The sequence below is a fragment of the Pseudomonas sp. MYb327 genome, from assembly GCF_040438925.1.
GTDB lineage: Bacteria > Pseudomonadota > Gammaproteobacteria > Pseudomonadales > Pseudomonadaceae > Aquipseudomonas.
The window spans coordinates 210,568-225,287 of the sequence record NZ_CP159258.1; the positions used below are offsets into that span (position 1 = coordinate 210,568).

At 60.1% G+C, this 14,720-nt stretch carries 13 protein-coding genes; 8 read left to right on the forward strand and 5 right to left on the reverse strand.

The features are described 5' to 3' along the window. Positions 1-106 precede the first annotated feature (106 nt). Positions 107-955, forward strand: coding sequence for a cache domain-containing protein (locus tag ABVN21_RS00945; RefSeq protein WP_339555400.1), 849 nt, complete (start codon positions 107-109; stop codon positions 953-955). Positions 956-1,009: 54 nt separating this feature from the next. On the opposite strand, the gene ABVN21_RS00950 is transcribed toward ABVN21_RS00945, so the two are convergent. Together ABVN21_RS00950 and pobA are read right to left on the reverse strand one after the other, a co-directional pair. Next, a complete protein-coding gene (locus tag ABVN21_RS00950; RefSeq protein ID WP_339555399.1) occupies positions 1,010-2,527 on the reverse strand; it encodes an MDR family MFS transporter in 1,518 nt (505 codons plus the stop codon). A gap of 79 nt (positions 2,528-2,606) precedes the next feature. Next, positions 2,607-3,791 (reverse strand): 4-hydroxybenzoate 3-monooxygenase, encoded by a 1,185-nt coding sequence (gene pobA / locus ABVN21_RS00955; protein WP_339555425.1) that lies wholly within the window; start codon positions 3,789-3,791, stop codon positions 2,607-2,609. Positions 3,792-3,981: 190 nt separating this feature from the next. On the opposite strand from pobA, the gene ABVN21_RS00960 reads away from it, so the two are divergent. Beyond that, entirely contained in the window at positions 3,982-4,878 is an 897-nt protein-coding gene (locus ABVN21_RS00960; protein ID WP_339555398.1) for a helix-turn-helix domain-containing protein, read from the forward strand. Between the two features lie 8 nt (positions 4,879-4,886). Here ABVN21_RS00960 and ABVN21_RS00965 read toward each other — a convergent pair whose 3' ends face one another. Beyond that, complete coding sequence (locus ABVN21_RS00965) at positions 4,887-5,063, reverse strand: hypothetical protein (protein ID WP_162837843.1); 177 nt, start codon at positions 5,061-5,063, stop codon at positions 4,887-4,889. A gap of 201 nt (positions 5,064-5,264) precedes the next feature. Next, positions 5,265-6,170 carry a LysR family transcriptional regulator gene (locus ABVN21_RS00970; protein WP_339555397.1) on the reverse strand — a complete coding sequence of 302 codons (906 nt, stop codon included), beginning with the start codon at positions 6,168-6,170 and terminating at the stop codon, positions 5,265-5,267. Positions 6,171-6,283: 113 nt separating this feature from the next. On the opposite strand from ABVN21_RS00970, the gene ABVN21_RS00975 reads away from it, so the two are divergent. Next, a complete protein-coding gene (locus tag ABVN21_RS00975) occupies positions 6,284-7,168 on the forward strand; it encodes an MBL fold metallo-hydrolase (protein WP_339555396.1) in 885 nt (294 codons plus the stop codon). Between the two features lie 201 nt (positions 7,169-7,369). Here the strand turns inward: ABVN21_RS00975 and ABVN21_RS00980 are convergent, their stop codons facing one another. Beyond that, positions 7,370-8,251, reverse strand: a complete 882-nt coding sequence (locus ABVN21_RS00980) for a LysR substrate-binding domain-containing protein (protein ID WP_339555395.1) — start codon at positions 8,249-8,251, stop codon at positions 7,370-7,372. A 159-nt stretch (positions 8,252-8,410) separates the two neighbouring features. Here ABVN21_RS00980 and ABVN21_RS00985 point away from each other — a divergent pair, with 159 nt between their 5' ends. From ABVN21_RS00985 to ABVN21_RS01005, 5 genes are all read left to right on the forward strand, one after another. Continuing rightward, positions 8,411-10,048: a 5-guanidino-2-oxopentanoate decarboxylase gene (locus ABVN21_RS00985; protein ID WP_339555394.1), complete on the forward strand. Its 1,638-nt coding sequence runs from the start codon at positions 8,411-8,413 to the stop codon at positions 10,046-10,048. After that, the gene (locus ABVN21_RS00990) at positions 10,045-11,493 is read left to right on the forward strand and encodes an aldehyde dehydrogenase family protein (protein WP_339555393.1); all 1,449 of its coding nucleotides are present in this window, start codon (positions 10,045-10,047) and stop codon (positions 11,491-11,493) included. The genes ABVN21_RS00985 and ABVN21_RS00990 overlap by 4 nt, the downstream gene beginning before the upstream one ends. A 217-nt stretch (positions 11,494-11,710) precedes the next feature. Then, the gene (locus ABVN21_RS00995; protein WP_339555392.1) at positions 11,711-12,814 is read left to right on the forward strand and encodes an ABC transporter substrate-binding protein; all 1,104 of its coding nucleotides are present in this window, start codon (positions 11,711-11,713) and stop codon (positions 12,812-12,814) included. Positions 12,815-12,962: 148 nt separating this feature from the next. Then, positions 12,963-13,871, forward strand: coding sequence for an ABC transporter permease (locus tag ABVN21_RS01000; RefSeq protein ID WP_339555391.1), 909 nt, complete (start codon positions 12,963-12,965; stop codon positions 13,869-13,871). After that, entirely contained in the window at positions 13,868-14,716 is an 849-nt protein-coding gene (locus tag ABVN21_RS01005; RefSeq protein WP_339555390.1) for an ABC transporter permease, read from the forward strand. Before ABVN21_RS01000 ends, ABVN21_RS01005 begins: the two co-directional genes overlap by 4 nt. Positions 14,717-14,720 lie beyond the last annotated feature (4 nt).

Sequence of the window (14,720 nt, forward strand, 5' to 3'; positions counted from 1 at the left end):
AAGCGCCCTCGCCACAAAAGCCTTCTCTCCATGCTTTGCTGAATATTCGTACATATCCCCAATCCGTCTACGCTCTTGAAATACCTAAAAGAACGAGGGACGCACAATGGGGTTTTTGCATAAATTGGCCTTGCTCGGCAGCATGCTGCTGCTGTGCCTGGGTCCGGTTCAAGCCGCCGACACGAACAAGGCCGACAGCCAGGCCGCCATCGCCTTGCTGGAAAAAGCCCTGGCTTACTACCACGAGAATGGCGACAAAGCCTTCGCTGCGTTCAGCCGCCAGGGCGAGTTTGTCGACAAGGACCGTTACGTCTTCGTAATCGATACCAAAGGCGTGATGCTCGCCAGCGGTGGGCCGTCCGCGGCGCTGATTGGCCGTGATGTGTCGGAAGTGCTTGGGCCGGATTTGCAGAAAACCTTCAAGGACGCCCTGAAAGTGCCGGAAGGCAATGGCATTCAGCAGGCGGAGTACCGCTGGCAGAACTGGTCTGACGGCAAGGTCGAGCGCAAGCACGTGTATTACCAGCGTGTCGGTCAGCGAATACTGGCGGTCGGTTACTACCTGCCACGGGCGTCGGCGGAACAGGCCATGGCGTTGCTGAACAAAGCGGCGGCAGACCTGGCCAAGGACGAGAAGGGCACGCTGGCGGCGATCAACTCCCTCAAGGGCGGCTACCTACAGGATGACCTGTATGTGTTTGTCGTCGACCTCGACACCCAGCGTTACGTCGCCCACGGCACCAACCTGCGGTTGATCAATACCGATTTCAGCAAGATCAACGATCCGGAAGGCAAACCGGTGGGCGAGCCGATGCTGGCGTTGGTCGCTAAACAGGATTATGGCGAGTATGAATATCGCTGGAAGAATCCGGTGACCGGCAAGGTCGAGAACAAGCACGCCTACCTGAAAAAGGTCGGGCATTTTCTAGTAGCTGTGGGGTATTACAGCCCTTGATGATCAAAAGATCGCAGCCTGCGGCTGCTCCTGCGTAGGCTGCGATCTTTGCGTTTATCGAACCTTGTCTTCGCGACCGCGCAACAACATGTTCGGCATCGCAACCGCCGCCGCCAGACCCAACAGCGACACCGCGGCACTCACCATCAGCAAATGCTGGAACGTCAGCAGCAATTCGGCGCGCAAGGCATTCTGCGCATCCCCCGGCGCGGCGTTGAGACCGTCCAGCAACACATTCCCCGAATGCCCCTCGGCAATCAGTGCCGATCCGGCCAGATGGGCGAAACTGGAATCCTGCAACAACGCCAGCAGCAGCGCCGACATCAACGCCACGCCCACCGCGCCACCCAGCGAACGAAACAGGTTGGTGGTGCTGGTGGCCACGCCGATGTCGCGTTGTTCCACCGAGTTCTGCGTACCTACCAACGAGGTTGGGAATTGCATGCCCCCGGCGATGCCGCTAAGCAACATGAACAGGCTGCTCAGTAAAAACGCCTGGGGTGGACTGAACGCCATGCCGAGAATCGAGATCGGCATGAGCACAGCGCCGGTCAGGATCATCGGTTTGTAGCGGCCAGTCACCGAGGTGCGGCGCCCGGCGAAATACGCACCAATTGGCAAACCCATGGCCAGAGGCAACAGATGCAGGGCGGCGCTGTCGGCACCGGCACCGGTCACACTTTGAAAGCGCAGCGGCATCAGTACGATCAACGAGATGGTCTGGAAACTGGTGAAGAAAATCGTGCACCAGCACAGGATCGCATTGCGATTGGCGAACAGATGCATCGGCAGCAACGGTTCCCGCGCCCGCCGTTCATGGGCGACAAACAAGCCCAGCACCACTACCGCACAGCCAAGCAGACTCAACACTTCGGTGCTGCGCCACGAGTGGCCCTGACCGACCTGGGTGATACCCAGCAGCAAGGCCGTCAGGCCGATAATCATCAGCAGGGTGCCAAGGTAATCAATGACCGGTTTGCGTTGCGGAATCGGCAGGCCGACCAAGGTGCGATTGGCCACCAGCCAAGCGCCGAGGCCCAGGGGCAGGTTGATCAGGAAGACCCAGCGCCAGGACAAGTATTCGGTCATGTAACCGCCGAGCACCGGGCCGGCCACGCTGGCCACTGCGTACATGCTGCTGAAGTAACCTTGATAGCGACCGCGCTCCCGTGGCGGCACGATGTCGCCGATGATCGCCTGACTCACCGAGATCATCCCGCCCGCGCCGATGCCCTGGATTATTCGCGCCAGCACCAGTTGCTCCATGCTCTGGGCCATGCCGCAGAACAACGATGCCAGGGTGAATAGGCCCATCCCGAACAGCATCAGCTTGCGACGTCCGTACAGATCGCCAAGCTTGCCGTAGATCGGCACCGCGACCGTCATCGCCACCATGTAACCGGAAATCACCCAGGCCAGCAGGCTGACGTCCTTGAATTGCGCGGAAATGGCCGGCATCGATACGGCGACGATGGTCTGGTCCAGCGCGCCAAGAAAAATCGCCAGCATCAGGGCGATCAGCACGCTGCGGATGGCCGGTTTGGGCGTTTCAGGCTGGTTTAGATTGGTCACGGGAAAACCTGCGGGCAGTGATTGACCCGCAAGCGGCATGGGCGAGCGGGGATGCTCGCCAGTGTAAGTCGGTAGGAAGCTATTCGATAGCCTCATAAGGAAGACCGACGTAATTTTCCGCAATGGTTTTTCTGCCGGCCTCGGAGTCAACAAAGTATTCCAGCTCCGACTCGGCGATGCGCTGGCTGAAGGCATCGTGATCATCAAAGCGGTGCAGCATCGAGGTCATCCACCAGGAAAACCGCTCGGCTTTCCACACCCGGCGCAGGCAGATTTCGGAGTACTTTTCCAGCAAATCGACGCGATCTTCGCGGTAAACCTTGAGCAGGATGTTGAACAAGGTACTGACGTCACTGGCCGCCAGGTTCAGCCCCTTGGCGCCGGTGGGCGGGACAATGTGGGCGGCGTCGCCGACCAGGAACATGTGCCCGTACTGCATCGGTTCAACCACGAAGCTGCGCAGCGGCGCGATGCTTTTTTCGATGGACGGCCCGGTCACCAGATTGTCCGCCAGCGCTTGCGGCAAACGGGACTTGAGTTCATCCCAGAAGCGCTGATCGGACCAGTCCTCGACCTTTTCATCAGCCGGCACCTGGACGTAATAGCGAGTGCGGGTTTGCGAACGCATGCTGCACAGGGCGAAACCTCGCTCATGGCGGGCGTACACCAGCTCTTCGTGGACGGGTGGCGTGTCGGCGAGAATTCCCAGCCAGCCGAATGGATAGACTCGCTCGAAGATTTTCAGGTTCTCGGCGGGAATAGATTGTCGAGCGACGCCGTGGAAACCGTCACACCCGGCGATGTAATCGCAATCGAGGCGATACAACTCGCCATCCTTCTCAAACGTAACAAACGGTTCATCGGTTTTCATGCCGTGGGGGACGACATTGATGGCCTGGTAAATTGTCTGTGCCCCCGCGACCTGACGAGCGGCCATCAGGTCACGGGTGACTTCGGTCTGGCCATAGATCATCACGGTTTTGCCGCCGGTGAGCGCTTGCAGATCGATGTGCACCTGACGCCCGCCGAGGGCCAGCTCGAAGCCGCCGTGGACCAACCCTTCGGCGTCCATGCGCTGACCGACGCCGGCCTGGCGCAACAGCTCTACCATGCCTTGTTCGAGTACACCGGCACGGATGCGTCCGAGCACATAATCCGGGGTCTGGCGTTCGACAATGAGGGTGTCGATACCAGCGTTGTGCAGCAACTGGCCGAGCAGCAGACCGGATGGACCGGCACCAATAATGGCAACTTGGGTTTTCAGCGTTTTCATTGTTTTTATGACTCGCAAGCTTCACGCGACCAGGGCCGGTGAATGAGTTTTATGGATCGAGTGCTTGCATTTTTCCCTTGCGGGTCTGTCAATTGAAGGTGAAAACTGAGCCGATACCTGTACATTTCGCCAATCGGTGCGATTATCGCCCGTCATCTACTCCGAGACCTGGATTGAAGTGATGAACAAGCCTGACCTGCCTTCGATTCCGGTGTTCAAGCTCTACGGTGAAAGCCTGGATTGGCCGACCCCGGACTTGCTGCACTGTGAAACCATTTCCAAACGCAGCCGCGAACATCAATGGGAAATCAAACCCCACCGTCACGCTGATTTATGTCAGTTGCTCTTCGTTTTCAAAGGTCAGGCAGAGCTTGAAATCGAAGGCAAACGGACGCAACTGACCGAGCCTGCCATTCTGGTTTTACCGCCATTATCGGTGCATGGTTACCGATTTTCCGAGGATGTCGAGGGGTTCGTCGTGACCCTGGCCGCGCCGCTGGTCGCTCATCTTCAGGCTCAATTGGGCAACTCGGTGAATGCCTTGGCCCAGGCCGAAAGTTACCCGGGGGACAAGGACAGCGAATACCTCAATAGCCTGTTTTCTGCCCTGCAAACCGAATACACCGGCCACCAACCGGCGCGGGAAATGCTCATGCATTCGCTCGTCAGCGTGATCATGGTGTGGGTCAGCCGTCAGGTGATCCAGCGTCGTGCTGCCAGTCAGCGACCGCAACGAGCGCGCGAATACCTCAACGGATTCATTCAATTGGTGGAAGAGACTTATCGCCAGCACGTCAAGGTCGAGGACCTGGCGCATCGCTTGGGGATTTCCGTGTCTCACCTCAATGGCACCTGCCGCGAACTGGCGGGGCAACCAGCATTGCAGATCATGCACGAGCGTCAATTGCTGGAGGCCAAGCGCCTGCTGACCTATACCAGCATGACCATCTATGAAATGTCTGATGTGTTGGGCTTCTCGGATCCGACCAACTTCACGCGCCTGTTTCGGCGCCGGGTGGGAATCTCGCCCAAAGCCTTTCGAGACCGCTTGAAGGCCGATCAGGATAACCAGGCCTGACCCCTTCGTCAGCGCAGGGCGTTGAGGGTCGCGTTGTGCGGAATGCAACGCTCGAAATTGCAGCTGGCGTATTCACGGGGCAGGTTTCGCAACTGTTCCACACGCCAGGCTGCCGCGCCATACAACCCGAGCGTCACCGCGCAGGTGATGAAAATGGCGAGGTACCTTCTTGTTTTGATGTTCATGGCGTTGACCTCTGAACGAATACCTTGCGGTACTCCTTTGAGCATAGGTCAGCGCGGGTGAGTTGCCAGCAATAACGCGGTATTCAAAACACTGATGACCCCTGTAGGAGCTGGCTTGCCAGCGATCGCGGGTTATCAGTCAGCATCAATGTTGACTGTGTCGACGCCATCGCTGGCAAGCCAGCTCCTACGGGTCGGTGTTTACAGGCCAGCGTCCCACGCCGGTTCTTGCGGAAATCTCACCACCAGAAAATCCAGCAGGCTGCGCAACGCCGCCGGCATGTGCTTGCGCGAGGCATACACCGCGTACACGTTCATCTGCCGTGGCTCGGCTTGCGGCAACAGGCGAATCAACTCGCCGCTGTGGATGTGCACGCCCGCCTGATACGTCGGCAGCATCGCCACGCCAGCCCCGGCCATTGTCGCTCGCAACAAGGTGCTGGCCTCATTGGCGCTGATGTTGCCTTGCACCGGCACTGAAACCTGTTCGCCGTCCTGCTCGAAATGCCACAGGCTTTTGCCGAAGTAGGAGTGGGTCAGGCAATTGTGCAGGCTCAGGTCCTCGACCCGCTGCGGAACCGGGTGTTCGCGCAGGTAAGCAGGGGAGGCGCAGATCACCGAGCGGCAGACCGTTAAACGGCGGGCAATCAGATTCGGGTCCAGGTCATTGCTGGTGCGAATTGCCAGGTCGATGCGCTCGTCCACCAGATTCACCGTACGGTCGAGCATCTGCATGTCGATGCTGACGCGGGGATAACGCCTGACGTACGCCGCCACTGCATCGGCCAGTTGTGCCTGGCCGAACGAGGTGCTGACGCTGATGCGCAGCTGGCCACGTGGTGCGTCATCCGGTTCGCTGACAGCCGCTTGCATGTCGGTGGATAAATCGAGCATTTGCCGACAGCGCGGCAGGGTTTCGCTGCCTGCGGCGGTGAGGCTCAACTTGCGTGTGGTGCGGTGCATCAGTCGCGCGCCGACCCAGTCTTCCAGTTCCGCCAGATACCGCGAAACCACCGGCCGCGACAGTTCCAGATGGTCGGCAGCGGCCGATTGACTGCCAAGGTCGACCACCGTGACGAACACCCGCATTGCTTGTAGACGGTCCATGATTTGCCCGATATTAGAAACAAACTATGTTCCAGCATCGCATTTTTTGTACTGAACCATGCAACTAAGCTTTGCTCCATCGCCATGCATGGCATTCGAACACGGAGCAACAAATGATCGGTTTCACTTCCCTCAAGCGCGTTTTACTGGCGACCACTGCCCTCGGTTTCGCCGCCCACGCAGCGGCATCGACATTGACCCTGGATGTCTATAACCCTGGCGATAAAGCGATTTTCCCGGTGACTTCAGTGCTGGTCAGCGGCGAAAAAGAGGCGATTCTGGTGGACGCCCAATTCGGCAAATCCCAGGCCGAACAAGTGGTGGAAAAAATCCGCGCCAGCGGCAAGCAACTGACCACTATCTACATCAGCCACGGCGACCCCGATTATTATTTCGGCCTCGACACCCTGACCGCTGCGTTCCCCAAAGCCAAAGTGCTGGCCTCGCAGCCGACGGTCGATCACATCAAGCAAACCGTCGACGGCAAACTCGCGTTTTGGGGCCCGAAAATGGGTGCGGATATTCCGGCCAAAACCATCGTGCCGGACGTGCTCAAGGGCGACAGCCTGATACTTGAAGGGCAGAAGTTGCAGGTGCTGGGTCTTGAGGGCAAGCAACCGGATCGCACCTTCGTCTGGATTCCATCGATCCAGGCCGTGGTCGGTGGCGTGGTCGTGGCAGAAAACATCCACGTGTGGATGGCCGACACACAAACGCCGCAATCCCATGCCGATTGGTTGGCTACCCTGCACTCAATCGAAACCCTGAAGCCGAAAACCGTCGTGCCGGGTCATTACTTGGGTGATAGCGCTCGTTCCCTGGCTGGCGTGAAATTCACCGCCGATTACATCAAGGCTTTCGACGAAGAAACGGCCAAGGCCAAGGATTCCGCTGCACTGATCACCGCAATGAAAAAACGCTACCCGGCACTGGGTGAAGAAAGCTCCCTGGAGCTGAGCGCCAAAGTCGCCAAGGGCGAGATGAAGTGGGGCGAATAATCCTTCGTTCCCACTGAATTATCCGTGGCGAGGGAGCTTGTCGGGATGAAGTGGAAGTGCTGAAGCACTCGCGGCAGCGGTTTACTGTCGGGTATTGATGGCGTAGCGCAAATCATCGCTGGCAAGCCGGTTCCTACAGAGATCGTTGTCACGACAAAAAACCTGTAGGAGCCGGCTTGAACTGCGATGCTTTTCAAGGTTTCAGCGATTCTGGGCTTGTTCCACTAACCACCCCATCAACTCGCGCAACTTCGCCGAAGGCCCGGGTTTTTCCGGGAACACCAGGTAATACGCCAACCCGGTTTTCACCTTCAATTCAAACGGCATGACCAGTCGCCCGGCACTCAAATCGTCGCCAATCAACGACCAGTCCCCAATCGCCACGCCGGTCCCCTGGGACGCCATCGACATCGCCAGGTCCAGTGTTTCGAAATGTTGGCCCTTGCTCACATTGCTCAAGCGCACATCCGCCGTGGCCAGCCAGGCTTTCCAGTCTCGTTCATCCCGAGTCGGGTGCAGCAACATGTGCTGCTCCAGATCTTGCGGCGATTGCAGCGGTACGGGGCCTTCAAGCATTGGCCTGGAGCACACCGGCGTCAGCAGCTCATCGAACAGCTTTTGTGACACCAACGAAGCGTCCGGCGAAGCACCGTACATCACCGCTGCATCGAACTGCTCGCGATGAAAATCCACGCCGTGCTTGACCGTAGTGGTCAGTTCAACGGGTACGTCCGGGCGTTCTTTTTGCCACTGCAACAGCCGTGGCAACAGCCAGCGCATGACGCAAGTCGGGGCCTTCAGTTGCAGGGTTTCGCGCTTCTCGCCGATCTGCTCCACGGCCTCGTCGATCAAGCCGAAAATCTGTTGCACCCGTGGCAACCACTCGCGTCCCTCGGCAGTGAGATCCAGGCCGCGGGCCTGGCGGATGAACAGTTCATAACCCAGATGATCTTCCAGCCCGGCGATCTGCCGGCTCACGGCGCCTTGGGTGATGTGCAGTTGCTCGGCTGCCCGGGTGAAATTGCAGCACTGCGCGGTAATCAGAAAAGTGTGCAGCGCCGGCAGGGGAGGCAGTCGTTTCATTGGGATCCAAGGTATGACGTAAGGACATGGCTAGTATGACTATTTATCCATTGTTGAGGCTACGTGTCGCCCGTTCCAATGAGGCCATCCCTGGACCTGCCCGCTCATCATAAACACAGCGCAGGCCCGGCGTCTCAAACGAACAAGAAGGGCAAAGACATGGCGACGTGCGGCGAAGTATTGGTCAAGTTACTCGAAGATTACGGGGTCGAGCAGGTGTTCGGCATCCCCGGGGTTCATACCGTGGAGCTGTATCGCGGGCTGGCCCGTTCGAGCATCAACCACGTCACGCCGCGTCATGAACAAGGCGCCGGTTTCATGGCCGACGGCTATGCCCGCACCAGCGGCAAACCAGGCGTGTGCTTCATCATTACCGGCCCTGGCATGACCAACATCACCACGGCGATGGGTCAGGCCTACGCCGACTCGATCCCGATGCTGGTGATCTCCAGCGTGCAGACCCGCAACCAATTGGGCGGCGGTCGCGGCAAGCTGCATGAGCTGCCGAACCAGAGTGCACTGGTCGGCGGCGTCGCAGCGTTCTCCCACACCCTGATGTCGGCGTCGGAGTTGCCGGGTGTGCTGGCCCGTGCCTTCGCGCTGTTCCAGGCTGGCCGTCCGCGTCCGGTGCACATCGAAATCCCGCTGGACGTGCTGGTCGAAGAAGCTGATGGCCTGCTTGCTAGTATCCCGGTCAACATCGACCGTGCCGGTGCTTCGCCTAGCGCCGTGTCGCGTATGACCGAGTTGCTGGCTGGCGCCAAGCGTCCGCTGATTCTCGCCGGTGGCGGTGCCATCGATGCCGCTGCCGAGCTGACTGAATTGGCGGAGTTGCTGGACGCCCCCGTCGCGCTGACCATCAACGCCAAAGGCCTGCTCGAATCCGCTCATCCGCTGCTGATCGGTTCGACCCAAAGTCTGGTCGCCACCCGTGCATTGGTAGCCGAGGCGGATGTGGTGTTGGCCATCGGCACTGAACTGGCCGAGACCGATTACGACGTCACCTTTGCCGGTGGTTTCGAGATTCCCGGCAAGCTGCTGCGCGTCGACATCGACCCGGACCAGACCGTGCGCAACTACCCGCCGCACGTGGCGCTGGTGTCCGACTCGCGCAACGCTGCGCAAGCCTTGCTCAGCGCGCTGTCGCACAAATCCCTGGCCGAGCGCCGCAACGATTGGGGCCAGGTCCGCGCCGCGCGTTTGCGTGTGGAGTTGGCCGCGAACTGGGATGCGCCAACCCTGGCCCAGACCCGTTTCCTGGAAACCGTTCTGCACGAACTGCCAAACGCAGTGTTCGTCGGCGACTCGACCCAACCGGTGTACACCGGCAACCTGACGTTCAACCCGGAGCGCCCGCGTCGCTGGTTCAACTCGTCCACCGGTTACGGCACCCTCGGCTACGCCTTGCCGGCGGCGATTGGCGCCTGGCTCGGTGGCAGCGTCGAAGGCGGCGCACGCCCTCCCGTGGTGTGCCTGATCGGCGATGGTGGCCTGCAATTCACCCTGCCGGAGCTCGCCAGCGCGGTTGAAGCGCGCACCCCGGTGATCGTGCTGCTGTGGAATAACCAGGGCTACGAAGAGATCAAGAAATACATGGTCAACCGCGCCATCGAGCCGGTCGGCGTGGACATTTACACCCCTGACTTCATCGGTGTGGCCAAGGCGCTGGGCTGCGCCGCCGAAGCGGTCAGCGATGTCGAGCAACTGCGCGGTGCATTGCGTGTCGCCTCGGATCGCCAGGGTCCGACCCTGATTGAAATCGATCAGACCCTGTGGACGAAGGCGGTGTCGAAATGAGTTTCCCAACGACGCTCGAAGGCCTCTACATCGACGGCCAATGGTCGGCGGGCAACGAGCACCTGCGCGTGATCAACCCGGCCACCGAAGCACTGTTGACCACCGTCGTGGGCGGTGACGAGCGAGCGGTTGATCAAGCCGTCAGCGCGGCGACCAAGGCCTTCAGCATCTGGTCGAAAACCACAGGCGCCGAGCGTGGTGCCATCCTGCGCAAGATCGCTGCGGGCGTGAAGGCCGGCCGCGAACAGTTGATGCATTTGCAGTCGAGCAACAACGGCAAGCCGCTGTTTGAAGCGGCCATCGACGTCGACGACGTGATTGCCACGTTCGAGTATTACGCCGGTCTGGCTGAAGGTCTCGACGCGAAACAAGACAGCAATGTCGAGCTGCCCACCGACGATTTCAGCGCTCGCCTGCGCCGCGAGCCGTGCGGTGTGGTCGGCCTGATCGTGCCGTGGAATTTCCCGATGGTCACCACTGCGTGGAAGCTTGCCCCAGCCCTGGCCGCCGGTTGCTGCGTGGTGCTCAAGCCTTCGGAAGTGACGCCGCTGCCGGAGCTGGAACTGGCGGCGATCATCGCCGAGGCCGGTTTGCCCAACGGTGTGTTCAACCTGATCTGCGGCACGGGCCTGGCAGTGGGTGCGCCGCTCTCGGCGGACCCGCGCATCGCCAAGATTTCCTTCACCGGCAGCAACGCGGTCGGCGTGCAGGTCATGCAACGGGCGGCGGAAACCGTCAAAGGCGTGAGCCTGGAACTGGGCGGCAAATCCTCACTGCTGGTGTTGGCTGACGCTGACCTCGACCTGGCGGTGGAAGTGGCTTGCGGCGGTGGTTTCTTCAACGCCGGTCAGATGTGTTCCGCCACCAGCCGCGTGCTGGTCGCCGATGAACTGGCGGATGAATTCCTCAGCCGTGTGAAGGCCCGCGCCGAAGCGATTCGCGTGGCCGACCCGTTTGACCCGAATGTGGAAATGGGCGCGCTGGTCAATCAGGCGCAATACCAGCGTGTGCTCGGCCACATTGATCGTGGATTGAGTGCTGGCGCCAGACTGGTGTGTGGCGGTAATCGTCCGGCGGATCTGCCGCGCGGATATTTTTTGCAGCCGACGGTTTTCACCGACGTGCCCCTCGACAGTGCGCTGTGGTGTGAAGAGATTTTCGGCCCGGTGATTTGCGTACGCCGTTTCGCCTCCGAAGCCGAGGCGATTGCCCTGGCCAACGACAGCCAGTTCGGGCTGGTGGCCAGCGTCGTCACGCGTAATGCCGAAGCGGCGGATCGCGTCGCCAACGCTTTGCAGGCGGGGCTTGTGTGGATCAATGCGCCGCAAGTGATCTTCCCGCAAACCGCCTGGGGTGGTTACAAGCAGAGCAGCATCGGCCGCGAATTGGGGCCGTGGGGCTTGCAGGCTTTCCAGGAAATCAAACACGTGATTCGCGCCGTCTGACGGCACGAAAAAGGTCAGCGCATGCCTCTCGATGAGGCATGCGCCGACGTCATGGCTTCAATGAGTTTTTATCGATAGTCAGGTGTTTTTCACGACCTCAGGATGAACTCACTGGCTCAGCCAAGCCCCCGAAAATACGAGGGGTAACACTGATCCGGCCGCGCGGATGCAACAGTTTCGACCTGCCTTATACCTACAAAAACAAAGGGAGTCCGTAATGGGCGAGCATGATCTGAACAGACGTCAATTCATCAAGACCGTGGGCGTAGCCTCGGTTGCCGCGGCGGCCATGAGCCTGCCGTTCGTCAAGGCCAACGCCAGCGACACACGCTTTCAAGGCAAGACCCTGCGCCTGCTGACCTGGTCCGACGACACCGGCCTGGCGGCACTGCGCAACATCGCCGCGACGTTCGAAGACAAGTACGGTTGCAAGGTCATCGCCGACCGCACCGGCAGCACTTCGGAAATGGTCGCCAAACTCAAGGCCGGCGGTGATCGTCCACAGTACGACATCATCACCCTGGCCGGCGTCGGTGCCGAAGGCCTGGCCGCCGCCAATCTGCTGGAAAAACCCGACCTCAACCGTATTCCCAATCTGGTCGACGTACCGGAGAAATACCGCACCGGCGCCAATGGCCACGGCATTGGTTACCTGCTCTGGTGCAACAGCCTGGTCTACAGCACCCGCACCATCAAGGACGCGCCGGACAGCTACGCCGCCCTATGGGATGCCGACCTGTCGCCGAACATTTTCTTGCCGCCGCCGAACTGGACCGAGGCGATGGACCTGATCATCATCGCCGCCAAACTGGCCGGTGGTGACGAGCACAACATCGAGCCAGGCTTCAAGAAACTCGCCGAGCTCAAAGATCGCGTCGTCACCTTGGGCGAAAATCCGAACCAGATCGCCGAACTGTTCCGCACCGGTTCGCTGGACATGGGCGGTTTGTACGCACCGGCGTTCTTCCCGAAACAGATCCGCGATCCGGCCTATGGCCTGGGCGCCACCTTCGGCATGAAGGAAGGTTTCTACACCGACCTGATGCTTTCGGTGATGCCGAAGAATCGTCCAGGCGATACCGACCTGGCCTACGCCTTCATCAACCACTCCCTGGACCCGCTGGTGCAGGGCAAGATGGCCGAAGACATCTACAACGGCCCGGTCAACGCCAAGGCGATCATCTCCGCCGAAGCGCGCAAGAGCCCGTACATCCTCACGCCGGAGCAGATTGCCGAGAAGGCGATCATGCATGACAACGCCTTCCTGGCCACCGTGCATGACCAATGGATTCGTCGTTACACGGAAATCTTTTCTTCCTGATCCGAATGGCGGGGGAGGTTCTTCGAACCTCATCGCTGGCAAGCCAGCTCCTACAGGTCATGCGCTGTTCTTGTAGGAGCTGGCTTGCCAGCGATCGAGTGCGCAGCACTCGCCATGCACCTGATCTTCCATTGACGAGACCTTTGCTATGGAACACCAACCTTTGACCCATTCGGTCAGCGCCGCTGAGTCGCGCCCGAGTCGGGGTGTTTCGCCGACGGCGCGTGCCTGGTTTTTTCTCACGCCGTCGATGCTGTTTCTGGGCGTGTTGATTGCCGCCAGCCTGCTGGTGCTGCGCATGAGCGTGGGCACCAAGGGCGCGGAATGGTCCGGGTTCAGCCTGGCCAGCTACGCGCAATTGCTGGAACCCTATTACCTCAAATCCCTGCTGCTGACCCTGCGCCTGGCGCTGATCAGTGCAGTGATCGCGGTGATCCTGGCGATCCCGGTGGCCTACACCATGTCGCGCCTGACATCGCCGTTCGTGCGGCGGATCTTCCTCGCGGCGGTGCTGTTGCCGTTGCTGGTCAACCTGCTGCTGCAAAGCTACGGCTGGCTGGTAATTCTCGGCCCGGGCGGGATGCTCAACCAGACGCTGATGGGCCTGGGCCTGATCAAGCGTCCGATCATGCTTCTTTACAACCAGAACGGCGTGTTGATGGGGCTGGTGCAAACCGCTTTCCCGTTGGCCGTGCTGCCGATTGCCAGCGCCATGCGCGGCGTTGCCCGCACCTACGAAGAAGCCGCCGCGACCCTGGGCGCGAGTCGCTTGCAGGTGTTCCGCCAAGTGGTATTGCCGATGAGTCTGCCGGGGATCATCACCGGTGCGACGCTGGTGTTCGCCTACAACGCCAGCAGCTTCGTCGTGCCGCTGCTGCTCGGCGGTCGACGCGTGCCGATGCTGGCGGTAATGGTGCATGACCAGATCGCCCCGTTGATGAACTGGCCCGCCGCGTCCGCCGCTGGCGTGGTGCTGATCGTCACCACGCTCGCGATCATGACCTTGTCCGAATACATCACTGGCCGTCGTCAGCGCATGCTGGAGGCTTCGCAATGAGCACGCTGATCAAGAAACGTTATGGGCTGTTGCCCGGCGAGACCGGCAAGTTCGCCGGCATCCTTTCGGGCTTCATCCTGCTGTTGGCGGTGCTGCCAATCCTGACCATGATCGTGATGTCGTTCAGCGGCGCGTCGAACCTTGACTTCCCGCCAAGCAGCTACAGCCTGCAGTGGTACAAGGCTGCCTGGCACACTTTCGTCTCGCCGGATTCCAGCGATGTGCTGAGCCTGGGCAAAGCCATGACCACCAGCCTCATGGTGTCGTGCCTGACTATGGTCTTCGCGACGCTGATCGCGGTGCCGGCGGCTTATGCGCTGACCCGTTGTGAATTTCGCGGCAAGGCCGTGGCGATGCAATTGATGTCGTTGCCACTGGTGTTCCCGATGGTGGTCTTGGGCCTGGCGTTGCTGCTGGTGTTCGACAGCCTGCCGTTCCAGATGACCACCTCGCGGCTGGTGATTGCCCACGTGATCCTGGCGCTGCCATTCGTGGTGAAGAACTGCACGGCGGCCATGCTCTCCATCGGCAGCGAAGTCGAAGAGGCCGCGCAAATGCTCGGCGCTTCACCGCTGCGAGCGATTGTCGACGTGGTGGTGCCGTTGATGAAGTCGGGGATTCTGGCGGGGATGCTGCTGGCCTTCATCGTCTCGTTCAACGAATTCACCGTGACCTATTTCCTCTACACCATCGACGTCATGACCGTGCCGATCTGGATGTACAGCCGCACCGTGTCGTCGCTCGACCCCACCGTATTTTCGTTTGCCGTGCTGATCGTGTTGATCGACTTCGTCCTGATTTGGGCGCTCGAAAAACTGGTTGGTGAAGGTGGCGTTTCGTTCTGATTTC